Here is a 22,721-nt window from a genome sequence, read left to right on the forward strand (position 1 = left end):
CCCTTTCGGGGAGGTTCACCGCCCCGCTGCCCCGTTCACCTTTTGTTGATGCCGCGGCTGCCCGCCGTCCCTATACTGCGCGCCCGATCCCCGGCGTCCCCGAGACCGCGCCCGCCCGCATGGACCCCACTTCCGCCCTTGCCGCCCCCGACCGGCACCGGCTGCTGCTGCCGGACGTTCCCGCCCTGGTCGTCGGCGCCCGCAGCGTCACGCTGCTCACCCCCGACGGGGAGGTGGAGAGCCTGGGCCGCGACGCGGCGGCCGAGCGGCTGCGCCGCGGCAGCCTGGGCGCCGACGGGGTGATGCTCTGCCATGCCCGTGCCGTGGCCCGGAAGCTGGGACAGGAGTCCTTACGCGCCTTCGACCTGCTGGAGCTGTTCGCCTTCGTGCGGCCGGCCAGCTTCTGCCTGCCGACCCCGCGCGGGCTGGCCGAGGCGCTGGGGCTGGCCCGGCCGCACGACGCCGAGGGGGAGGCGCTGGCCCTGGTCGCCGCCGCGCGGCACCTGCTGGCCGAGCTGACCGACCCCGAGCGTCCCGACCGCACCGGCAAGGCGGGGCTGGACCCGGCCGCCGTCGCCTGGGCGATGGGCGCCTGGGCCTGGACGCCCGCCGTTCTGGCGGCGCTGGGCGAGCCGCACGGCCCCGCCGGCGACCGCTCCCGCCGCGCCTTCCAGGTCTGGGCCCGGATCAAGGACTGGCAGGCGGAGGCGCCGGAACCGCCGCCCGGCCATCTGGCCGTGGACCCGTCCGAGGCGCGGCGCCGGCTGGCCGAGCTGGTGGCGGCCGGCAGCAACGCCGAGCCGCGGCCGCAGCAGTCCGACTACGCCAGCGCGGTGACGCACGCCTTCACCCCGCGCGACCTGCCCGGCGCCCCCAACCTGGTGCTGGCGGAGGCCGGGACCGGCGTCGGCAAGACCCTGGGCTACCTCGCTCCCGCGACCCTGTGGGCGGAGAAGAACAAGGGGCCGGTCTGGATCTCCACCTATACCCGCCAGCTCCAGCACCAGATCGACAAGGAACTGGACCGGCTGCATCCCGACCCGGAGAAGAAGGCCCGCAAGGTCGTCATCCGCAAGGGGCGGGAGAACTATCTCTGCCTGCTGAACCTGGAGGAGGCGTCGCTCGCGGCCCAGACCATGCCGCAGGTCGCCGTCGCCATGGGGCTGATGGCACGCTGGGCCGCGGTCACCCGCGATGGCGACATGCAGGGCGGCGACTTCCCCGGCTGGCTGGTGGACCTGCTGGGCCGCGGCCGCACGCTGGGGCTGGCCGACCGGCGCGGCGAATGCGTCTTCAGCGCCTGTCCGCACTACCAGAAGTGCTTCATCGAGAAGTCCGTGCGCCGCGCCCGGCGGGCCGACATCGTGGTCGCCAACCACGCCCTGGTGATGGTGCAGGCGGCCCTGGGCGGGGGCGACGACGCCTATGTGCCCAGCCGCTTCGTGTTCGACGAGGGGCACCATGTCTTCGACGCCGCCGACAATGCCTTCGCCGCCCATCTGACGGCGGTGGAGACGGCGGAGCTGCGCCGCTGGCTGCTGGGGGCCGAGGTCTCCGGCCGCTCCCGCGCGCGGGGCCTGCGCCGCCGGGTCGAGGATCTGATCGGCGGCGACGAGGAGGCGGTGCAGCTTCTCGACCACATCGCCCACGCCGCCCGCCAGCTTCCCGGCGAGGCGTGGGGCCAGCGCGTCCACGGCGGCGAGCCGCAGGGGCCGGTGGAGCGGTTCCTGGCCCTGGTGCGGCAGCAGGTCTATGCCCGCGCCGCCGGCGCCGACGGTCCCTACAGCCTGGAGACGGAGGCGCGGCCGCCGGTGGAAGGGCTGCTGGACGCGGCGGCCGAACTGGACTCCGCCCTTCAGAAGCTGGTCCGCCCGCTGGAGGCGCTGTCCGCCCGGCTGGCCGAGATGCTGGACGAGGGGGCGGACGAGCTGGAGGCGGAGACGCGCCGCCGCCTCGATGCCGTCTCGCGCAGCCTGAAGCGCCGCGCCGCCATGGAGGTGGCGGGCTGGCGCCAGATGCTCCAGGAACTGGGCGGGGAGACGCCGCCCGCCTTCGTGGACTGGTTCGGGATCGAGCGCATCGACGGCCGCGACGTGGATGTGGGCATGTACCGCCACTGGGTCGATCCCACCGTGCCCTTCGCCGCCAGCGTCGGCGCCCAGGCGCACGGCATGGTCGTCACCTCCGCCACCCTGACGGACGGCACCGGCGACGTGGAGCAGGACTGGCAGGCGGCGCAGCAGCGCACAGGTGCGGTCCATCTGGGCAAGCCGGCCCTGCGCGCCACCGTGCCGTCGCCCTTCGACTACGCACGGCAGACGCGGGTGCTGGTCGTCACCGACGTGCGCAAGGACGATCTGTCCCAGGTCGCCGCCGCCTACCGGGAGCTGTTCCTGGCCGCCGGCGGCGGCGGGCTGGGGCTGTTCACCGCCATCTCGCGGCTGAAGGCGGTGCACGAGAAGATCGCCCTGCCGCTGGAGCAGGCGGGCATCCCGCTCCTGGCGCAGCACCTGGACGGCATGGACGTGCCGACTCTGGTGGATATCTTCCGCGGCGAGCACGACGCCTGCCTGCTGGGCACCGACGCCGTGCGCGACGGGGTGGACGTGCCCGGCCGCTCGCTGCGGCTGATCGTCTTCGACCGGGTGCCGTGGCCGCGGCCGGACATCCTGCACCGGGCGCGGCGGGAATATTTCGACCGCAAGGCCCGCGCCCGCCGCCATGACGACATGATCACCCGGCTGCGGCTGCGCCAGGCCTTCGGCCGGCTGGTCCGCCGCGCCGACGACACCGGCGTCTTCGTGCTGCTGGACCCGATGATGCCCTCCCGCCTGAGGGGCGCCTTTCCGGAGGGCGTGGAGCTGCACCGTGTCGGCCTTGCCGAGGCCGTCCGCGCCACCCGCGCCTTCCTGGTCCCCCCGGACGGACAGGCCGACGCGATCCCGGACGGGGAAGCCTGACCCTGGACGGTGGCGGGTTCCTGCTGCATGATCTTCGGGGCGTGGCCTGGGCCGGAAATTCCCCCGATGCGTGTAAAGGACGTCCTGAATCTGGTCCTGCCCAGGGGCAGCGGCGGCACCCGGTCCCGCTTCGGCACCTGCCCCTGGTGGCCGCCGGACGTCTTCGCCGTGGCGGCCATGCTGGTGGAAATGAACGGGACCTACGCCCATCCCGCCTGCATGGCCGGATGGTCGAGGGACTATCTGTTTTCCAACGACTATGTGAACCAGGTCGTCGAACTGGGCCGTGCCTGGCGCCGGGACTGGCGGACGCCGAGGGGTGTCAGTGACCTCTGGCGGGTCCTGGTGGACGGAGCGGAGGAACGGGTCGCTTCCCGCGACACGGACGGGCTGCGGCCCTGGCAGGCCGCCGCCGTCCGATTGCTCGCCACCGCCGACGAGGCGTGCCGGAACATCGGCTTCGTTCCCGACAAGGAGGAGAATGCCGTCGCCTGGGTCTTCCTCCAGCAGTATGTCGGCGTCGAGGATACGGCTCCCGACGCCTGCCGACTGCTGCCACATCTGCCGGTCAGCCTCTGCACGGGTCTTGTTCCGCCTGACGTGGCCTGCGTCCAGCCCAAGACGAACACGCCCCGCGTGGGCTGTACCCTGCGGTCGCTGACGCATCACATCGCCCTGCTGCCCGGCCGCGGAATCGTGGAGACGCAGTGGCGCATGGGCTTCGGCCGCCCGGCCCAGAAGGATGACCGGCCGCTGAACCTGCTGCTGGTGCCGCTGCCGTATGCCATCCGTGCCGAGGACTTCAAGGCGTGCGACCGCTGGGCGGATGACAAGGCGCGCTTCTTCCGCCTTGTGCCCGGCTGGCTGCACGATGCCGCGGGGGAGCCTGTTGCTGCGGATACCATCGTCGATTTCCTGCGGACCCTCGTTCATGCGGCGCGACGGGAGGCTGCGGAAATCCACGGCATCGTCCTGCCGGAGTCCGCCCTGTTGGAGGCGCAGGCCGGGGCGGTGGCGGACCTTCTGGCCCGGGACCCCGACATGGCCGGGCTTGAACTGTTCGTGTCCGGCGCGATCGGCGGCAGTACCGAGCGCCCCCGCAACGAAGCGATGACCTTCCGCTTCTTCAAGCAGGCCGTCGGTCAGTCCTGGAGTCAGGCGAAGCACCATCGCTGGCGCCTGGACAAGCCGCAGGTGCGTCAATACCACCTCGGTCACCTTCTCGATCCGACCTGCCTCTGGTGGGAGCAGATCGATGTCAGCCGGCGCGTCTGCCATTTCACCGTCGTGCGGCGGGACACCACCCTGTCGGTTCTGATCTGTGAGGATCTTGCCCGCGTCGATCCGGTGCTGCCGGCGGTCAACGCGATCGGCCCCAACCTTGTCATCGCGCTGCTGATGGACGGGCCGCAGCTTGAGCGGCGGTGGCCCGGCCGGTACGCCACGGTGCTGGCCGAGGATCCGGGTTCTTCCGTGCTGACGCTCACCTCGATCGGCATGATCCGCCGCTCCCAGGAACCCGGCGCGCCACCGATGCGGCAGATCGCGTTGTGGAAGGAACCAGGGGAACCGGCGAAGGAACTGCACCTCGGGCCGGGGCAGCAGGCCCTGCTGCTGTCCCTGCGTCCGGAGCCTTGGGAACTGGCGACCCTGGATACCCGGGCGGACAGGGGGCGGTCGCGGCGCTGGCGTCTTGTGGCCGCCCATGGTATTTCTGCCAGACTCGGCGGCCTTATCTGGCCGTCTCTTGACTGAGGATCGGGTGTACCCATCCTCATGTGTCCGATGAGTGTGTCCCCCGACCGTCCGCGGGCACCCTGCCGGCAGGCTGTCCGGGGTGTCGGGCAGGCGGCGTTGTCCGGGGCGTGGCAGACCGGTGGCGCTCCAGTCCGGTGGCGCACCAGACCGGGCTACGCCAGTCCGGGCGGGCATCATGCCGGTGTCGGGGCACCCCTTCCGGGCCCCTGGCCGCACCGGCGTATCGAGGAGCGGAGCATGGTGAGCGTTGCGCGTCGGTACGGGATGTCTGAGCAGATGGAGCGGGAATTCCGCCGTGATCTGCGGGATGGTCTGGAGCGTGTGGCCGGTCTGATCAGCGTCCACCAGGACGCAGGGGCGGGCCGCGAGCAGCGTCTGCCCGACGCGCGGACCGATGCGAAGCCGGATCATGAGCCGATCCGCAGGACCGCCCGCTCCGGCCGCTGACCCCCCGACCGCGTTTGCTCATCGTCGGGGCCGTCACCAGCCAGACCCTTGCCAGCGAGACTTTCCCGGCGGCGCCGGCAACCATCCCCTATTGCGCACGTTCTCCCTTTGCCGCCCCTGGCCGGCCCCCCTTGACGGCGGGGTGGGGGCACCATAGCTGTGGCCGGCGCGCCGATCCCGGCCGTGGCGGCGTCAGGCTGCCTGTTTCCCCGGCGGCCCGGTGCAGGCCCGTTCCATCCGGCCAAGCCTGCCGGCCCCTCTCCCGGCGATGGCCGGGGCTCTTCCCACGCCAAGGACCTCCATGATCGACCATCATCGCGCGCTGATCTACACCATGGTCCTCGTCTCCGCCTCGGACGGCGACATGACCGATGCCGAACTGAAGACCATTGCCGATACGGTGCGCCTGCTCCCTGCCTTCCGCGGTTTCGAACTGCGCGAGCTGACCACCGTCGCCCGCGAGTGCACTGCGCTCGTGAACGACGAGGACGGGCTGGATCAGGCGCTGCACGCCATCAAGGCCGGCCTGCCGGCGAAGATGCGTGAGACGGCCTATGCCCTGGCCTGCGAGGTGGTGGCCGCCGACGGCAAGGCCAGCCAGGAGGAACTGCGGATGCTGGAACTGATCCGGCACGGCTGGATCTGGACCGCCTCAACGCCGCCGCCATCGAGCGCGGCGCCCGCGCGCCGCCACATGGTGCCCTGACGGGGCGTTCCCGTTCCTCAGTCCCGTTCCTCCGGCGGGCGGCTGCCGTTGCGCGCGGCTGCCGTCCGTCCTTCTTCGGCGTCCGCCCGGCAGGCGGACAGCCGGGCAGCCACCCGCGCCAGCCAGATGTCGCCCGTCGCCGCCGCCGCCGTCAGCGCCGCGCGCCGGCGGGCACAGGCCAGCCGCATCGCCGCGCATTCGCGCGCGGCCCGTTCCCGCATCGCGGCCCGGTCCGCGATGCGCCAGATCGGCTGCCCGCCGGCCGCAGCGGCCAGCCGGGCGGCCCGCGGCGGCGGCCCGTCATACGCCAGGAACAGGGCGTCCAGCAGGGCCTCGGAGGCGGCCGGGGAGGGGAGGGCCGGGGCTGGCCCGGGGGGATGGGGCATGGGACGACTCGCGCGGAAACAGGCCCCAGGATGGTGCCGCCGGCGGATCGCTGTCAATGAATTAATTCCTAGGTTCGGGTCCTGCACACCGTCCCACCCTGCGGCCTGCGGCCTATTGGCTGGCCCACAGGATGCGGGCCATCCAGGCCACCTCCGTCATCGCCAGGGTGCGGTCGGGGTGCGCCTTGTTCAGGCTCTGGAGTTCCAGACGGTTGGCGGTCAGCCGCGCGAGCTGCTTCGCCATCACCTCCCCCTCCCGGGTGCGGACCACCACCCGGTCGCCCCGGCGGACGCTGGCCCCGGGGGAGACGATGATGACATCGCCGTCGCGGTAGAGCGGCTCCATGCTGTCGCCGGAAATCTCCAGCGCATAGGCGTTGGGGTCGCCCAGGTGCGGAAATTCCAGCTCGTCCCAGCCATTGCCGACGGGATAGCCGGCATCGTCGAAGAAACCGTCGCTGCCGGCCTGGGCATAACCGATCACCGGTACCCGCTGCACATGGACCGGGGCGGCCTGCCCGACCGGCCCGTCGCCGGCCAGCGCCACCAGATCGGCGAAAGTGCTGTTCGTCGCCTCCAGGACCTTGGCAAGGCTCTCCGTCGAGGGCCAGCGCAGCTTGCCGTCATGCGTCACCCGCTTGGAGCGGTTGAACGTCGTCGGATCGAGTCCGCCCCGTTTGGCCAGACCCGAGGCGGACAGCCCATGGCGAGCGGCAAGGCGGTCGATTGCCCGCCAGATTTCGGCATGCTTGATCATGGGATAAGTATCCCACGTCCGGCATGATCCGTCCCTAGGATCATATTCATAATTGGCTTGACTTGGGGATTTTGTCCTGAGATACAGGGGTATCGGCGCCCATCGTCCGCCCCGGCGCTCCGCGTTCCCCCCATAACCCCCTGATATGCAGCGAGGTTGCCATGCCGCGCGACCATTCCGCGCCGTGCCCCCCCTTTGTCTCCGCCCTGCCGTCCGAGCCCTTCGCCACGGTGGAGGAGGCATGGTTCTGGTTCGTCCAGTCGCATGAGGCCAGACTGTCCGGCGCCCGCATCAGGGCCGGGCTGGGCGAGGTCGCCCGCCCCTGCGAGCCGGTCGATGTCGCCCGCGTCGTGGACCGGCTGTACCGGCAGCGCCGGCTGGTGCGCGACCATCTGCACGTCCTGGTGCATTACGGCCGCCGCCTGCTGGCGCCGGACCCGGCGCGGCGGCACGAACAGCGGGCCGCCACGCTCTGGCACGAGGCGCTGGAGCGGCTGGACCCGGTGCTGCGTGGCAAGGGGATCGTGCAATGACCCCGACCCTCCTGCCTGTCCCGGCGCTTCCGGCACTGCCGGCTCCCGCCCCCCTCCGTGCCCTCGTCGTCTTCTGCGACGGGCGGGAGCCGCGCTGGGTGCGGCTGCTGCGGCCCGGCTTCCGGCATGTCTTCGTCGCGCTCTGCGACGGCACGCACTGGATCACCCTGGACCCGCTGTCGCCGCGCACGGAGGTGGCGGTGCAGCCGGTGCCGGCGGACTTCGACCTTGCCGGCTGGTTCCGCGAGCACGGCCTGACGGTGCTGGAGGCGACGCCCGCCGCGCCCGTGCGTCCGGCCCCGCCCGCCCCCTTCACCTGCGTGGAGGCGGTGAAGCGGGTGCTGGGGCTGCACGCGCCCTGGGTCCTGACCCCCTGGCAGCTCTACCGCCGGCTTTCCGCGCCGGCCCGCACCGACGGAGGACCGACCGCATGGCCCGCCTGATCTCCTCGCCCAAGCCGCGCCGGGCGCCGCTGCCCGCCACCCCGCCGCCGGCCCCGCCAGCCCCGGCCGCGCCGGCGGCGCCCGCTCCCGTCGCCGTTCCGGGGACGACCGCCGCCAGCCCGTCCCCCGACCCCGATGTCGAGGCGGAGCGCAGCCTGCTGCACCGCTCCGCCGGCCGGGCGGGCACGGTGCTGACCTCCTGGCGCGGGGTGCTGACCCCCGGCGCCTATGCGCCCGTGCGGCGGCGCCTGCTGGGGGAATGAGCATGCCGGACGCCCCGACCCCCGCTCCCGTCTCCGGGTCTGCCGCCCCTCCGCCGGACGGGCTGGCCGCCCTGGTGCTGCGCCGGCACGCCGCCGCCCGCGCCCGCCGCACGGCCTGGGAACCGCTCTGGCAGGACTGCTACGACCATGTGCTGCCGCAGAACGCCCGCTTCACCCGCGACGCGGGGCCGGGCGAGCGGCGGGGCGAGCTGCTGTTCGACGGCACCGCCGCGGACGCCGCCGACCAGCTTGCCGCCAGCCTGCTGGCGCAGCTCACCCCGCCCTGGTCGCGCTGGGCCGGGCTGGCCCCCGGTCCCGACCTGTCCGCGGCCGAGCGCGCCCTGGTGGCGCCCCTGCTGGAGCGCGCCTCAGCCGATCTCCAGGCGCATCTCGACCGCTCCAACTTCGCGGTGGAGGCGCATCAGGCCTTCCTCGACGTGGTGACCGGCGGCACCGGCTGCCTGCTGGTGGAGGAAGCGCCGCCGGGGGCTCCTTCCGCCCTGCGCTTCACGGCCGTGCCCCTGGCCGACCTGGTGCTGGAAGAGGGGGCGGAGGGGCGGCTGGACACGGTGTTCCGCCGCCTGACCCCGACCCTGGCGCAGCTCGCCGCCCGCTTCGGGACGGATGCCCTGCCCGGGGCGCTGCGCCGCCGCGCCGCCGCCGACCCCGACGCCCGCGCCGCGGTGGTGGAGGCGGTGCTGCCCGACCCCGGCGGCGGCGCCTGCCGCTGGGCCGTGGCGCTGGAGGACGACCCGCCCGTGCTGCTGGCCGAGGGCCGCTTCGCGGAGCCGCCCTTCATCGCCTTCCGCTGGATGAAGGCGCCGGGCGAGGTCTACGGCCGCAGCCCGGTGATGAAGGCGCTGCCCGACATCCGCACCGCCAACAAGGTGGTGGAGCTGGTCCTGAAGAACGCCTCCGTCGCCGTCACCGGCATCTGGCAGGCGGACGATGACGGGGTGCTGAACCCCGGCACCATCCGGCTGGTGCCGGGCGCCATCATCCCCAAGGCGGTGGGCTCGGCCGGGTTGACCCCGCTGGCCAGCCCCGGCCGCTTCGATGTCTCCCAGCTCGTGCTGGACGACCTGCGGGCGCACATCCGCCACGCGCTGCTGGCCGACCGGCTGGGGCCCGTGCAGGGGCCGCGCATGACGGCGACGGAGGTGCTGGAACGCTCGGCCGAGATGGCGCGCATGCTGGGCGCCACCTACGGCCGGCTCCAGTCCGAACTGCTGGTGCCGCTGGTGCGGCGCTGCCTGTCGCTGCTGCGCCGGCGCGGGGCGGTGCCGGACCTGGCCGCCGACGGGCGGCTGGTCGCGGTGCAGATCCTCTCGCCGCTGGCCCGCGCGCAGCAGCGGCGCGATGCCGAGGCCGTGCTGCGCTGGCTGGAGAGCGTCACCGGCCTGGGGGACGCGGCGATGCGGGCCGTGGACCTGGAAGCCTGTGCCCGCTTCCTGGCCGATGCCGCCGGCGTGCCCGCCGCCCTGCTGACCCCGCCCGCCATCCCGCCCCTGTCGCCGCCCGCCGCATTCCCGCCCGCCGGAGACCGGCCCGCCGGAGACCTGCCATGACCGCCGACGCCACGGTTGACTTCCCCGACCCGTCCCCCGGCTGGCCCTGGCCGGTACTGCCCGCCGCCACGCCGCCGGTGGAGAGCCTGGAGCTGGCCCGCGCCTGCGCCCGGCTGTTCGCCGGCGCGGACGGCCAGCGCCTGCTGGCGCATCTGCGCCGCCTGACCCTCGGCCGCGCGCTCGGGCCGGAGGCGGGCGACGCCGCCCTGCGCCATCTGGAGGGCCAGCGCGCCCTGGTGCTGCATCTGGAGACCCTTGCCGCCCGCGGCCGCACGGCCCCGGCCTGACCCGTCCCTGTCCCGCTGGAGACCCCGCCATGACCGAGACCGCCGCCCCGTCCGCTCACGCCCCGTCCGTTTCCGTCCCTCCCGCCGCTGCGGAGGCGCCGTCCGCCGCCCGGCCGCCGCATGTCCCGGAGAAGTTCTGGGACGCCCGTGCCGGTGCCGTCCGGCTGGAGGCGCTGCTGAAGTCCTATCTGGAGCTGGAGAAGCGCCTGGGCGCCGCCTCTCCGCCGGTTGCCCCGCCCGCGGCTGCCCGGCTGCCGGAGACGGCGGAGGGCTACTGCATCGCCTGCGACCACGGCCTGTTCGGCCCGGACCCGGAGATCAACGCCCGCCTGCACGCCGCCGGCTTCACGCCCGACCAGGCGCAGCTTCTCTACGATCTGGCGGCGGAACGGCTGGTGCCGCTCTTGGGGGAGATGGCGGCCGAGTTCCAGGCCGAGCGCGAGCTGGACCGGCTGGTCGCCCGCTTCGGCGGGCCGGAGGGCTGGGCCGCCGTGTCGCAGCAGATCCTGGCCTGGGCCGGGCGCAACCTGCCGGCCCCGGTCGTCGCCGCCCTGGCCGGCACGGCGGACGGGGTGCTGGCGCTGCACCGGATGATGACGGGGGCGGAGCCCGCGGCCCTGCCCGGCGGTGGGACCGGCGCGGGCGACGCGGCCGACCTGCACCGCATGGTCGGCGATCCGCGCTACTGGCGCGACCGCGACCCCGGCTTCATCGCCCAGGTGACGGAGGGCTTCCGCCGCGCCTACGGGAGCTGATGCCCCGTTCCGGTCCGTCCCGCCCGCCGCCGGTCAGTCGCGCAGCCACTGGCGGGCGGCGGCGGCCACCTTTTCCGTATAGTCGGGGCGGTCGGGGCCGGCCAGCGGCAGGCGCCAGTCGGCGGCGATGGCGCGCAGGGCGATGGCCCCCTTCGGCTCCTCCAGCGACTGGCCCAGGGTCCGGGCGCGGCGGGCCAGCTCCATCTCCTGGCCCCAGAAATAGACGCCCGCGGCGCCGGTGTTCTCGACCATGCGGCGCACCTCCTCCTCCCGGCCGGGGCCGTTCAGGGGGCGCCAGATGTCGGGCATCAGGAAGTCGGCGGCACCGCGCCAGGTCAGCGCATCGCCCTCCACCACCGTCAGCTTCGCCGCGGCGTCCGGCGGAAGCTGGCGGAACACGCCGATCTCCCGCTCCAGCGCGATCACCGCCGGGTCGCGCTCGACGACGGTGACGCGCGCGACCCGCGGGTTCAGGGCGGTGTTGGCGGCGGCCCAGCCCATGCCCAGCCCCATCACCACCGTATGGCCGCAGGCGGCGGCGATGCCGATCTCCTGGCTTTCCAGCTCCATCGGCGTGATCGACATCCAGGAGCGCGGGCCGTCCGGCTCCAGCCGGACCAGGGCGGCCAGCCCTTCCACCAGCCACAGGCCGCTCCAGTAGCCCCGGCTCAGCACCATGCCGCCGCGCTGCACGACCCAGCCGTCGCCCTGCATCGGCGGATAGTCCGGCACGAACAGCGGCGTGTGGAAGGACGGGGCCAGGCCCAGGCCCGGGATGGCGGCGGTGGAACTGTCGGACATGGGACCCCCTTGCGGTGGACAGGAGTGTCCCGGTGCCGGGCGCGCTTGTCCAGCGCCGCCCTTCTGCGCCCCCGCCGGTCCGGCTACTTCTTGTCCGGGTGGGCGGCGCGGTAGACGCGGACCTGCTCGTTGAAGGCGGCGGCATAGCCCTCGATCCGGGCCTGCATCTGCCCGATCAGCGACTCCAGCGCCATGTATTCCATCACCGTCAGCCGGGGATAGGCCTCCCGCTGGGCGGTGGCGACGCAGGCCTGGAAGCCTTGCGCCTCGGTCACGAAGGTCTTGATGGCGGCCTGCGCCGCCTGCATCTCCGCCTCGGTCGCCTTGGCGCCCAGCGGCGGGCGGGCCGGGTCCTTCGGCCGGTTGCAGCTGATCGTCGGCGCCGGGGCGGCGGAGGCGGGCTGGGCGGCGGCGCGGCGCGCGATCTCCTCCAGCGACAAGGGATTGCCGCCCGTGTCGGCCTGGGCGGCGGCATCGAAGGACGTGGCGGCGACGAGCAGCGCGGCGGCGGCAGTGACGATGGACAGCGACGGACGCACGGAATGAACCCCCCGGGGACGGTGACGGCGCCGAGTTAGGCACAGCCCCCGCCGTTAGGCAAGGTCACGTCAAAGGCCCTTACCTTGCCGGAATGTCGTGCTAAACGGACGCGACGGAGGCACGGGTGTTCCGGGCGGGCGGCCCTGCGGGCGCTGCCGCGGCGGAACAGCGTCCGGAACGGGAGTCCGGGAATGATCGGCGTCTTCGATTCGGGGCATGGCGGGCTGACGGTGCTGCGGGCCCTGGTGGACGCGCTGCCGGGGCGCAGCTTCGTCTATCTGGGCGACCATGCCCATGCGCCTTACGGCAACCGCACGCCGGAGGAGATCTATGGCCTGACCGTGGCGGCGGTGGAGCGGCTGTTCGCGCAGGGCTGCCGGCTGGTCGTGCTGGCCTGCAACACGGCCTCGGCCCTGGCGCTGCGGCGGTTGCAGCAGACCTGGCTGCCCTGCCACCATCCCGACCGGCGCGTGCTGGGCGTGCTGGTGCCGATGGTGGAGGCGATCACCGGCGTGCCCTGGATGGCCGACATTCCCGCCGGCCGCCATGCCGGCGAACCGCGCAGCGTCGCCATCTTCGCCACCCGCCGCACGGTGCAGAGCCAGGCCTATCCGCGGGAGATCGGCAAGCGCGCGCCGGAGGTGGAGGTGGTGCAGCAGGCCTGCCCGGACCTTGCGCGGCTGATCGAGGAGGACGCGCCGGAGGCGGAGATCCGCCGCGCCGTCCGCCGCTATACCGCCTCGCTGATGGACAAGCTGGAGCATGGCACGCCCAGCGCCGTCATGCTGGGCTGCACCCATTATCCGCTGGTGGCGGGGGAGTTCGCCGCCGCCCTGCCGGCCGGGGTGGACGTGCTGGACCAGCCGGCGCTGTGCGCCCGCAGCCTGGTCCATTATCTGGCCCGGCATCCGGAATTCGACGATGACGGCGGCGCCCCCGTCACCTTCCTGACGACGGGCGACGCGGCGAAGGTGACGCGGCTGGCGACCCGCTTCTTCGGCCGCCCCGCCCCCTTCGCCCGTTCCATCCCCTGACGGGGCTCAGCACCGGCCCAGGAAGACCCCCAGCGGCGGTAGCCGCAGCGTCGTCCCGTCCAGCCGCGGCTCCGGCGCGTCCGGCGGACGGGGCACGGGCAGCGGCACCGGCGGGGCGTCGGGCAGTTCGTAGGCGGCTTCCGCCGTGCCGAAGTTGAAGACGCAGAGCAGATGCTCGCCGCCGCCGTCGCGGGCGAAGGCCAGCACCGGGCCGTCCTCGTCCACGAGACTCGGCCGCCCCGTGCGCAGGGCCGGACTGTCCCGGCGCAGGGCCAGCGCCGCCCGCCAGATCGCCAGGGTCGAGCCCGGCCGCCGTTCCTGCACCGCCACGGCGCGCTCCAGATGCTCCGCCGGCAGCGGCAGCCAGGGCGCCGCCCCGTCCGGGCAGAAACCGCCGTTGGGGGCAGCCGCCGTCCAGGGCAGGGGGGTACGGCTGCCGTCGCGCCCGGCGAATTCCGGCCAGTGGTTGATGCCGAAGGGATCGCGCAGATCCTCGAACGCCAGTTCCGCCTGCGGCAGGCCCAGCTCGTCGCCCTGGTAGACGCAGACGGTGCCCGGCAGGCAGGCCAGCAGCACGGCCAGCAGCGCCTCGAACCGGGCCGGGTCGGCGCCGTCCGGGCGCCAGCGGCTGGCGGCCCGGGCGACGTCGTGGTTGGAGAAGCTCCAGCAGGTGTTGCCGTGGTCGTCCGCCGCCATCAGGGCGTGGCGGAACACGGCGGGGGTGAAGGGCTGCTTCGGCAGGTCCAGCGTGTAGGCCGTGTGCAGCCCGCCCGGCCGGGTATGGAGCGCGATGCGCCCGGCCGCGCCGCGCTGGCTGCTCAGCTCGCCCAGCAGGACGCGGCCGGGAAACCCGTCCACCGTCCGGCGCAGCCGCTCCAGCACGGGGCGGATGTCGGCATGCATCATGTCGTGGGCATGCACCTGCATCCCGAACAGCTTGGCCGGAAACGCGCGCGGGGCGGGATCGGCGGGCGGGTTCGGGCGCAGGGCCGGGTCGCGCATGAGGAAGTCCACCGCGTCCACCCGGAAACCGTCGATGCCGCGGGCCAGCCAGAAGCGCGCCACCTCCATCATGGCGTCCAGGCAGGCCGGACTGCGGTAGTTCAGGGTCGGCTGCTGCGGCAGGAAATGGTGCAGATAGAACTGCCGCCGTCGCGGCTCCCAGGTCCAGGCCGGGCCGCCGAAGACGGAGAGCCAGTTGTTCGGGGCCGTGCCGTCCGGGGCGGGATCGGCCCAGACATACCAGTCGGCGGTGTCGGCGCTGCGGGAGCGCCGGCTCTGCTCGAACCAGGGATGGCGCACGCTGGTGTGGCCCAGCACCAGGTCCAGCAGCACCTTCAGGCCCAGCCGGTGGGCCTTCTCCACCACCCGGTCGAACAGGGCGAGGTCGCCCATGCGGGGATCGACGGCGCAGTGGTCGGAGACATCGTAGCCGAAGTCCGCCAGCGGCGAGGCATAGAAGGGCGACAGCCAGAGGCCGTCCACGCCCAGGGCGGCGACATGGTCCAGACCGTCCAGCACGCCGGTCAGGTCGCCCCGGCCATCCCCGTTCCCGTCGCGGAAGGACAGCGGATAGATCTGGTACAGCGCGGCCCCGTCCAGCCAGTGCCGTCCGCCACCGCTGCTGCTGTCGTCGCTGCTGCTGCCGTTGCTGCCACCCGCCATGATCCGCCCCGTCCGCCGTACCTCTTCCGCAGGCGGGTTCTACGCCGGATGGCGGTCCCCCCCAAGGGTCGAAAGGCGGCGGTCGCCGTTCCGGGGCGTTGCGGGCTGGCGGGGCAGGAGCGGAGGCTACTTCCCGCCCGACGGGCGGACGGTCTTGATCGGGCCGCGGGGGTTGCCCGACATCTCGGCGATCTTGCGGTCCTGCGCCTCCAGGAAGGCGCGGATGGCGCGGTCGCCGTCCAGCGGATCGACCTCCGCCCGGGGGACCTTGCGGTTGGAACTGAGCGAGCCGTCCTCATAGACGACGTCGTAGAGCATGGTGCCGGTGTCCACCGGCGGTTTCTTGCGGGCCATTCTTCTCTCCGGATGCACATGCGGAAAAGGGCACCGGTCGCCCGGTGCCCTTCTCGTTCTGAAGTCGGTAGCCTGACCGGAGAGGTCAGGCGGTCTTCAGATTCTCCGCCGAGGTCTTGCCCCGCCGGGGATCGCGCTGCTCCTCATAGGAGACGCGCTGCCCTTCCGACAGGGTGGACAGACCGGCGCGCTCGACAGCGGAGATGTGGACGAACACGTCCGCACCGCCGTTCTCGGGCTGGATAAAGCCGTAACCCTTGGTGCTATTGAACCACTTCACGGTTCCGACAGGCATTGCGCACTCCTTTTTGATTGGGAGGGCGCCGCGCGACAGACGCGACGCATCAGACTGTATCCAGGAATCGCCGCAGTCTGGGCACCCGTGGGCGGAACAGGCCGGCAGTCCGTAGCAGAATGACCCCCGGCACATGGCCCTTCCGTCACCGCTTTGCAAGGCGTTTCCGCCATCGTCGGTGGCGCGAAGCCGGGGTAGGTCGTGGGAAAGGGTGGAAGTCCGCCATCCGTGGCCGCCCGTGGCGGTTCGACGCAACCGCCGCCGGGGTCGTCTGTTCTCTCCCCGGGCGACCGCCGGGCGGTCGTCGGCGCGACGACGGCAGCAGGGAAGACGGGCCATGGCGAATCTGACGGGACTTCTGGGGACGATGCTGGCGACGGGACTGGGCGGGCGCAGCGCCCGCGGACCGGTCTTCGCCCAGGGCACCACGCCCGCCGCGCCGGCGGCGCTGCATGGCGGCGGTGGGAACTTCCGGCAGGTGGCGGGCCTCGCCTCCCTCGGCTACCTCGCCTACAAGGCGTATCAGACCCACAAGGCGCAGGACCCCGCGGCGCAGCAGACGGCCGGGGTGCATCTCCAGGGCCGCAGCGCCCGCGGCGACGGCCCGTCGTTGGGCGACCGGCTGGGCGACCTGCTCTCGCGCGGCCCCGCCCCGGCCGGGCCGGACCCGCAGATCGCCGACGAGAAGGCGCTGCTGCTGATCCGCGCCATGGTCGCAGCGGCGAACGCGGACGGGGAGATCGATGCGGAGGAGCGCCGCCGCATCCTGGACAGTCTGGACCGGGCCGGCGCCGGAGCGGAAGAGCGCGCGCTCCTGGACCGGGAACTGGCCGACCCGCCCTCGCTGGAGGACGTGGTGGCCGGCGTGCGCGACCAGGAGACGGCGGAGCAGGTCTATGTCGCCTCCGAACTGGCCGTCGAACCCGACGGCCGGGCCGAGCGCAACTATCTGGCCTATCTGGCCGATCGGCTGCGCCTTCCGGAAAGCCGGGTGGAGGAGCTGAAGCGGATCGCCTGACCGGCATCCGGCCGGCGGACCGGGCGCGGGGCTTCACAACCGCGCCCGGCGGGACGTCCTTGGGCTGTACGCCCGCGCCGGACGCCTGCGCCGGGCGCCTGCAAGGAGCCGCCGATGCCCCGCATCACCCTGGACGACATCACCGAGAGCCTGTTCCTGCTGTTGAACGCAAAGGCGAACGACATCGCCAACGCCTATCTTCAGAAGGGCGGGTGGGAGGGCTGGCTCCAGGTCGAACTGGCGAACCTGCTGAACACCCAGTTCGGCAAGACGACGAACATCCAGCGTGAGAACACCGAGCCCTATACCGGCAACCAGAAGGCCGACCTGCTGGTGACCTGTCTGCCGGACGGGGACATGACCCCGCTGCCGCCCCCCTTCGCCATCGAACTGAAGGCGGAATCCATCTTCCAGATGGGCTACGGCAAGACCATCGGGAAGACGGCCAAGGACGATTACGACACCATCGTCGAATACGGGCTGACCAAGAAGTACCGTTTCGCCCAGTTCGCCGTCTACATGACGGAGGAGGGGCACAGGTCGCTCTACACCACGCTTCTGGAGAAGACGCAGAAGGACGGGGTGCCCTGGAAGGAGACGGAGATCATCACGCAGCACCAGGTCATACCGACCTTCGGCTTCGTCCTGCTGCCCTTCCCGTGAGCGCGGGGGCGGGCCCGCTCCGTCATCGGCGCGGGTTTACGGGCGGCCGGGCCGCGGGTAGATTTTCCGCCCCGCCTGTCGCGCCGTCCCGCTGCCGCCGGAGCCCGCCCTGTCCCTTCCCCCCGCCGAACGGCGCATCACCCTGCTGATGGGGTCGGTCCAGTTCGTCAGCGTGCTGTCCTTCATGATCGTGATGCCGCTGGGGCCGGACTTCACCCTGGCGCTCGGCATCCCGCCGTCGCATGTCGGCTGGGTGACGGCCAGCTACACCCTCTCGGCGGCGCTGTCGGGCATCGTCTCCGCCCTGTTCATCGACCGCTACGACCGCCGCCCGGCGTTGGGCATCGCCATGACGGGGCTGGTGCTGTGCAACGTGGCGGCGGGGCTTGCGGTGGATCTGGCCAGCCTGATGGTGGCGCGGGCCGCCGCCGGGATGTTCGGCGGTCCGGCGGGGGCGCTGGCCATCGCCGTGGTTGCCGACAACGTGCCGCCGGAGCGGCGCGGCCGGGCCATGGGCACGGTGATGGGGGGGCTGTCGGTCAGCTCCGTCGTCGGCCTGCCGCTGTCGCTGGAGCTGGCGCGGCTGGCCGGCTGGCGCAGCACCTTCTTCACCGTGGCGGCGCTGGGCCTCGTGATCGTCGCCGCGGCGCTGTTCCTGCTGCCGCCGCAGCGCCGCCATCTGGCCGAGGCGGAGGCCGGGGGCGCCGCACCCGCCGGGACAGGCGTCATGGCCGCCGCCGCGTCGGCGGTGATGCGGCTGCTGCGCATCGCCGCCCGGCCGAACGCGCTGCTGGCGCTGGCGCTGGCGGCGGTCGCCATCGTGCCCGGTTTCCTGGTGGTGACGAACCTCGCCGTCTATGTCCAGTTCAACCTGGGCTTCCCGCGCGAACAGCTCGGCCTGCTCTACATGATCGGCGGGGCGGTCAGCTTCTTCGGCATGCGCTGGACCGGGCAGGCGGTGGACCGCTTCGGCTCCACCGGGGTGACGACGGTGACGACGCTGGCGCTGGTGACGCTGATCTACCTGCTGTACCTGGACTGGTCCTGGCTGGCGCTGCCGGTGATGGCCCTGGTGCCGACCTGGATTCTGTTCAACACCGCCCGCATGGTGGCGCAGAACACCGCCATCTCCAAGGTGCCGGCGGCGGCAGAGCGGGCCGGCTTCATGGCGCTGGTGCAGTCCGTCACCCAGGTCTCGGCGGCGGCCGGGGCGGTGCTGGGCGCGGCGATCCTGGACACCGCGCCCGACGGCCGGCTGGAGCACATGCCGACCGTGGCCGGGCTCGCCATCGCCATCGGCATCGCGGGGCCGCCGCTGATGTGGGCGCTGGAGCGGCGGCTGCCGCGGTCCGCACCGGAAAGCCACCGGGTCAAGGCCGCGGCCCAGGTCTCGGCGCCCGAGCGCTGAGACCGGCCAACCGTTGCCGTCAGGTGACAATCCCTACCTCAAGCCGGGATTTTTCGAAAATGTCGTTGCCGCCCCTTGCGCTGCAACGCACAGTCCTGTCGTGAAGATGTCACGAAAGGGAGGTCCGGACGAACGGACCCCCGCAGGGGAAGTCCACCTGCGCCGATAATGAAAACGACAGGAGGCATGATGTTGACGCGGAAGTCCACGGTTGCCCGTCTCGGTCTGTTCCTGGGGGCCTGCGCCGCCCTGCTGCCGGAAACCGCCCGGGCGCAGACCTCCCCTGAACCGACGGAAGAGATCATCGTCACCGGCACGCGCCGGCTGGACCGCACGGTGTCGCAGTCGCCGGTGCCCATCGACGTGATCCCGACGGCCGATCTGCAACGCTCCGGCCTGGGCGAACTGAACAAGGTCCTGAACAGCCTCGTCCCCTCCTACAACTTCCCGCAGCCGACCGTCACCGACGGCACCGACCATATCCGGCCGGCCACGCTGCGCGGGCTGGGGCCGGACCACACGCTGGTCCTGGTGAACGGCAAGCGCCGGCACCAGACCTCGCTGCTGAACCTGAACGGCAGCGTCGGCCGCGGCTCCACCGGGGCGGACCTCAACACCATCCCGACCGCCGCGATCGAGCGGATCGAGATTCTGCGCGACGGTGCCGCCGCCCAGTACGGCTCGGATGCCATCGCCGGCGTCATCAACATCATCCTCAAGGACGGGGCGGAGGGTGGCCTGGTCACCGGCACCGTCGGCCAGCATTACGAGGGCGACGGCACCCTCTGGCACGCCCAGTCCAACATCGGCCTGCCGCTCGGCGCGGCCGGCGGCTTCGTCAACCTGACGGCGGAATACCGCGACCGCGGCCGCACCAACCGCCAGGGACCGGACACCCGGCAGCAGTACAACACCCTGCCCAACGGCCAGCCCGACCCGCGCGAGGCCACGATCGACCGCACCGACAATTTCCGCTACGGCGACAGCGCGGTCGAGGACATCAACCTGTTCTACAATCTGGGCCTGCCGCTGGCCGACGGCGTGGAGGCCTATTCCTTCGGCAACTACGGCCGGCGCGAAGGGGAGTCGGGGGCGTTCTGGCGCCGGCCGCGCGACGCCTCCAACGTCCGCGCGATCTATCCCGACGGTTTCCTGCCGCTGATCACCTCGCAGATCGACGACCTGTCGGTCGCGGGCGGCGTGCGCGGCGAGACCGGCCGCACCAACTGGGACATCAGCACGGTCTACGGGCGCAACTATTTCCCCTACCGGATCAAGAACACGGTCAACGCCACCTTCGGCACGGACAGCCCGACCGAGTTCTTCGCCGGCGATCTGCTGTACCAGCAGGTGGTGAGCAACGCCGACGCCTCGCGGGAGTTCGATGTCGGTCTGCCGGCGCCGGTCAGTGTCGCCGGCGGGCTGGAGTGGCGGCACGAGAACTTCCAGATCGGTCGGGGCGAGTTCGGGTCCTGGGCCGACGGCGGGGTGAAGGTGCTGGACAACGCCGCCGCCTCGCCGATCGGGTCGCAGCCCTCGCCGGGGGCCCAGGGCTTCCCCGGCTTCCGTCCGGCGGACGAGGTGGACGAGAGCCGCTCCTCGCAGAGCGCCTATATCGACCTGGAGACGAACCTGACGCCCGAGCTGCTGCTCAGCCTCGCCGGGCGGGTGGAGCACTACAGCGACTTCGGCTGGACGGAGTCGGGCAAGATCGCGGCGAAGTACGACATCACCGACGGCTTCGCCCTGCGCGGTGCGGTCAGCAACGGCTTCCGCGCCCCGTCCCTGCAGCAGAGCTTCTTCACCTCCACCTCGACGACCTATATCGGCGGCGTGCCCTACGAGATCCGCACCTTCCGCACCGACGATCCCGTCGCCAAGGCGCTGGGGGCGGAGGATCTGAAGGCCGAGAAGTCGGTCAACTACAGCCTGGGCTTCACCAGCCGGCCGTTCGAGGGCGCCACCCTGACCGTGGACGCCTACCGGATCGAGATCGACGACCGCATCGTGCTGTCGGAGAACCTGACCGGCACGGCCGTGCAGAACTTCCTGGCCGCCCGCGGCTTCCTCGGGGTCACCGGCGGGCGCTTCTTCACCAACGCCATCGACACCCGCACCCAGGGCATCGACGTGGTCGGCACCTACCGCCTGGACCTTGCGGAGGCCGGCCAGATCCTCTTCACGGCCGGGGCCAACATCAATGACACCAAGGTCACCGACGTGAAGCCGAACCCGGAGACGCTCCAGGCCGTGGGGCTGGACCTGGTCCGCTTCGCGCGGGTGGAGGAGGGGCGCTTCACCGAGGCGCAGCCGCAGGACAAGGTGAACCTCTCCGCCGTCTGGTCGTGGCAGGGGCTGGACGTCACGCTGAAGGGCACGCGCTACGGCGAATTCACGGCCCGTAACGCCAACCCGGCGCTGGACCAGACCTTCGGGGCGGAGTGGGTGGTCGATGCCGAGGCCGCCTACGAGGTGGTGGAGGGGCTGACGCTGGCCGTGGGGGCGAACAACCTGTTCGACCAGTATCCCGGCACGGTGATCCCCGGCGCCAACACCAGCGGCTTCGCGCAGTACAGCAACTTCTCGCCGTTCGGCTTCAACGGCGGCTTCTACTACGCCCGCGTCGCCTACTCCTGGTGATCCGGGCCGCGGCCGGGGGGGGCGGACAGCGCCCCCCCGTCCGTCGGTCCTCGCCCCGCCCGTCCTCGCCCCGTCTCCCCCGCCCTGTCGGGGCTCGTTCCGACCTGCCCGCTTCCGCTCCGGAGGTCACGGCATCGGGCACCGCCCGCGGGGTGACGCCCGATGCCGTGCGCGAACCCTGCTGTGCGCGAAGAAGGGCCCCCCGCAGCGACCGGGGACCGGCTTGACCGGGGACGGACGCGGGCATAGAGCAGGCAAGCCGCCGCGACACCCGGCAACCGCGATCCGGGGCCGGGGCCCGCCAGGGGCGGGTCACGGTAAAGAGGAGAGTAGCGTACCTCCGCGGCGGTCCCCCTCCCCGGCGGTCCGATCTTCCTCGCAGGGGGCCTGTCGTGCCGGCCTCATCCCGGCGCGTGCCGGGCCAGTGCGTGCCCGGAGCCAGCGCGCGCAAAGAAAGGCGACGCGGCTGGAGCCGACCCGGCCGGCCCCGACTGCCGGCGGCTCTTGCCCTGGGGAGTCTGTCATCGGGGGAAAGGGCGGCTGCCGCGGGGGTGCGTCACGTCCCCATGCGCCCGGCCCTTCCGGACCCGGCGCCGGACCCGTCTTCCGGACATGGCAGCCTGTCGAGGGTAAGGCGCACTCTCCGGCGGGATCAAGACCTCATCCACCTCTCCGCTCCAGGGGAAGGCGGCTCATCCCTGCACATGCAGGGGAAAGCCGGAGGCGGAGTACCGCGCGACCTGGGACTGGGGTTAATCCCTGCACATGCAGGGGAAAGTTGTTCCGGAGGTACGCTTCTGCCCGGTCATACGGTTCATCCCTGCACATGCAGGGGAAAGGCACTGGGCGAGTATGCCAGCCCGGCTGGAGGAGGGTTCATCCCTGCACATGCAGGGGAAAGCTCGCGGTCCAGCGTCTTGGCGATGCGGACCAGGGTTCATCCCTGCACATGCAGGGGAAAGGCGGGAGTGCAAGCCATGCCTTTCGCCGGACAGGGTTCATCCCTGCACATGCAGGGGAAAGCTGGTGGTGGTCAGCTTGGGCGGGTGCGCTCGGGGTTCATCCCTGCACATGCAGGGGAAAGGACGGGGAGGAGATGCGCGCCGATCTGGACGAGGGTTCATCCCTGCACATGCAGGGGAAAGATCAGACGGACAGGCTCCCAGAAGCCAACAGCGGGTTCATCCCTGCACATGCAGGGGAAAGATGCGCGGTCATAGCACCTCCATGTAGTGCTGGGGTTCATCCCTGCACATGCAGGGGAAAGTATTGGCACACCTCTGTCGTCGACAGCGCAGGGGGTTCATCCCTGCACATGCAGGGGAAAGCGCGCATCAATGGGATTGATGCTGTCGCATTTGGGTTCATCCCTGCACATGCAGGGGAAAGGGGTGGAGGGCTACCGCGTAATCGCCTCTCATGGGTTCATCCCTGCACATG

General features: G+C 72.2%; 22 protein-coding genes. 15 read left to right on the plus strand and 7 right to left on the minus strand.

The annotated features are described in order from the left end of the window. Positions 1-119 precede the first annotated feature (119 nt). The 4 genes from RC1_RS15850 (at position 120) to RC1_RS22275 (ending at position 5,871) form a co-directional block, all read left to right on the plus strand. Positions 120-2,960, plus strand: a complete 2,841-nt coding sequence (locus RC1_RS15850; protein WP_012568450.1) for an ATP-dependent DNA helicase — start codon at positions 120-122, stop codon at positions 2,958-2,960. 66 nt (positions 2,961-3,026) lie between these two features. Continuing rightward, positions 3,027-4,715, plus strand: coding sequence for a hypothetical protein (locus RC1_RS20350; RefSeq protein ID WP_012568451.1), 1,689 nt, complete (start codon positions 3,027-3,029; stop codon positions 4,713-4,715). A gap of 240 nt (positions 4,716-4,955) precedes the next feature. Beyond that, positions 4,956-5,165 (plus strand): hypothetical protein, encoded by a 210-nt coding sequence (locus RC1_RS21555; protein WP_148213478.1) that lies wholly within the window; start codon positions 4,956-4,958, stop codon positions 5,163-5,165. Between the two features lie 301 nt (positions 5,166-5,466). After that, a complete protein-coding gene (locus tag RC1_RS22275) occupies positions 5,467-5,871 on the plus strand; it encodes a tellurite resistance TerB family protein (protein ID WP_012568453.1) in 405 nt (134 codons plus the stop codon). Between the two features lie 17 nt (positions 5,872-5,888). Here the strand turns inward: RC1_RS22275 and RC1_RS22280 are convergent, their stop codons facing one another. Beyond that, the gene (locus RC1_RS22280) at positions 5,889-6,257 is read right to left on the minus strand and encodes a hypothetical protein (RefSeq protein WP_012568454.1); all 369 of its coding nucleotides are present in this window, start codon (positions 6,255-6,257) and stop codon (positions 5,889-5,891) included. 112 nt (positions 6,258-6,369) lie between these two features. After that, positions 6,370-7,014 (minus strand): S24 family peptidase, encoded by a 645-nt coding sequence (locus RC1_RS15870; protein WP_012568455.1) that lies wholly within the window; start codon positions 7,012-7,014, stop codon positions 6,370-6,372. A 161-nt stretch (positions 7,015-7,175) separates the two neighbouring features. Here RC1_RS15870 and RC1_RS15875 point away from each other — a divergent pair, with 161 nt between their 5' ends. From RC1_RS15875 to RC1_RS15900, 6 genes are read left to right on the plus strand one after another with little or no spacing between them, the layout of a single operon-like run. Then, positions 7,176-7,547, plus strand: coding sequence for a hypothetical protein (locus RC1_RS15875; RefSeq protein WP_012568456.1), 372 nt, complete (start codon positions 7,176-7,178; stop codon positions 7,545-7,547). Continuing rightward, positions 7,544-7,990 carry a hypothetical protein gene (locus RC1_RS15880; RefSeq protein WP_012568457.1) on the plus strand — a complete coding sequence of 149 codons (447 nt, stop codon included), beginning with the start codon at positions 7,544-7,546 and terminating at the stop codon, positions 7,988-7,990. The genes RC1_RS15875 and RC1_RS15880 overlap by 4 nt, the downstream gene beginning before the upstream one ends. Further along, on the plus strand, positions 7,978-8,253 hold the full coding sequence (locus RC1_RS15885; RefSeq protein WP_012568458.1) for a hypothetical protein: 276 nt from the start codon (positions 7,978-7,980) through the stop codon (positions 8,251-8,253). The genes RC1_RS15880 and RC1_RS15885 overlap by 13 nt, the downstream gene beginning before the upstream one ends. 2 nt (positions 8,254-8,255) lie before the next feature. Continuing rightward, positions 8,256-9,821: a portal protein gene (locus RC1_RS15890; RefSeq protein ID WP_012568459.1), complete on the plus strand. Its 1,566-nt coding sequence runs from the start codon at positions 8,256-8,258 to the stop codon at positions 9,819-9,821. Beyond that, on the plus strand, positions 9,818-10,108 hold the full coding sequence (locus tag RC1_RS15895; RefSeq protein ID WP_012568460.1) for a Bbp19 family protein: 291 nt from the start codon (positions 9,818-9,820) through the stop codon (positions 10,106-10,108). The genes RC1_RS15890 and RC1_RS15895 overlap by 4 nt, the downstream gene beginning before the upstream one ends. Positions 10,109-10,137: 29 nt before the next feature. Further along, complete coding sequence (locus RC1_RS15900; protein WP_012568461.1) at positions 10,138-10,863, plus strand: capsid assembly protein; 726 nt, start codon at positions 10,138-10,140, stop codon at positions 10,861-10,863. Between the two features lie 33 nt (positions 10,864-10,896). Here RC1_RS15900 and RC1_RS15905 read toward each other — a convergent pair whose 3' ends face one another. Together RC1_RS15905 and RC1_RS15910 are read right to left on the minus strand one after the other, a co-directional pair. Continuing rightward, on the minus strand, positions 10,897-11,664 hold the full coding sequence (locus RC1_RS15905) for a hypothetical protein (protein ID WP_012568462.1): 768 nt from the start codon (positions 11,662-11,664) through the stop codon (positions 10,897-10,899). A gap of 83 nt (positions 11,665-11,747) precedes the next feature. Then, positions 11,748-12,203, minus strand: coding sequence for a hypothetical protein (locus RC1_RS15910; RefSeq protein WP_012568463.1), 456 nt, complete (start codon positions 12,201-12,203; stop codon positions 11,748-11,750). A 192-nt stretch (positions 12,204-12,395) separates the two neighbouring features. On the opposite strand from RC1_RS15910, the gene murI reads away from it, so the two are divergent. Next, positions 12,396-13,238 carry a glutamate racemase gene (gene murI, locus RC1_RS15915; protein ID WP_012568464.1) on the plus strand — a complete coding sequence of 281 codons (843 nt, stop codon included), beginning with the start codon at positions 12,396-12,398 and terminating at the stop codon, positions 13,236-13,238. Positions 13,239-13,244: 6 nt separating this feature from the next. On the opposite strand, the gene RC1_RS15920 is transcribed toward murI, so the two are convergent. The 3 genes from RC1_RS15920 to RC1_RS15930 all read right to left on the minus strand — a co-directional run bounded on the left by RC1_RS15920 (position 13,245) and on the right by RC1_RS15930 (position 15,552). Further along, a complete protein-coding gene (locus RC1_RS15920; RefSeq protein WP_012568465.1) occupies positions 13,245-14,903 on the minus strand; it encodes an alpha-glucosidase in 1,659 nt (552 codons plus the stop codon). Positions 14,904-15,029: 126 nt separating this feature from the next. Further along, entirely contained in the window at positions 15,030-15,257 is a 228-nt protein-coding gene (locus RC1_RS15925) for a hypothetical protein (RefSeq protein WP_012568466.1), read from the minus strand. Between the two features lie 85 nt (positions 15,258-15,342). Next, complete coding sequence (locus RC1_RS15930; RefSeq protein ID WP_012568467.1) at positions 15,343-15,552, minus strand: cold-shock protein; 210 nt, start codon at positions 15,550-15,552, stop codon at positions 15,343-15,345. A 337-nt stretch (positions 15,553-15,889) separates the two neighbouring features. Here RC1_RS15930 and RC1_RS15935 point away from each other — a divergent pair, with 337 nt between their 5' ends. From RC1_RS15935 to RC1_RS15950, 4 genes are all read left to right on the plus strand, one after another. Continuing rightward, complete coding sequence (locus tag RC1_RS15935) at positions 15,890-16,570, plus strand: tellurite resistance TerB family protein (protein ID WP_012568468.1); 681 nt, start codon at positions 15,890-15,892, stop codon at positions 16,568-16,570. 114 nt (positions 16,571-16,684) lie between these two features. Next, the gene (locus tag RC1_RS15940) at positions 16,685-17,233 is read left to right on the plus strand and encodes a hypothetical protein (RefSeq protein WP_012568469.1); all 549 of its coding nucleotides are present in this window, start codon (positions 16,685-16,687) and stop codon (positions 17,231-17,233) included. Positions 17,234-17,381: 148 nt separating this feature from the next. Next, positions 17,382-18,641: an MFS transporter gene (locus RC1_RS15945; protein WP_012568470.1), complete on the plus strand. Its 1,260-nt coding sequence runs from the start codon at positions 17,382-17,384 to the stop codon at positions 18,639-18,641. Between the two features lie 186 nt (positions 18,642-18,827). Further along, entirely contained in the window at positions 18,828-21,281 is a 2,454-nt protein-coding gene (locus RC1_RS15950; protein ID WP_202795547.1) for a TonB-dependent receptor plug domain-containing protein, read from the plus strand. Positions 21,282-22,721 lie beyond the last annotated feature (1,440 nt).

Origin of the sequence: Rhodospirillum centenum SW (genome assembly GCF_000016185.1) — a bacterium.
GTDB classification, from domain to species: Bacteria; Pseudomonadota; Alphaproteobacteria; order Azospirillales; family Azospirillaceae; genus Rhodocista; species Rhodocista centena.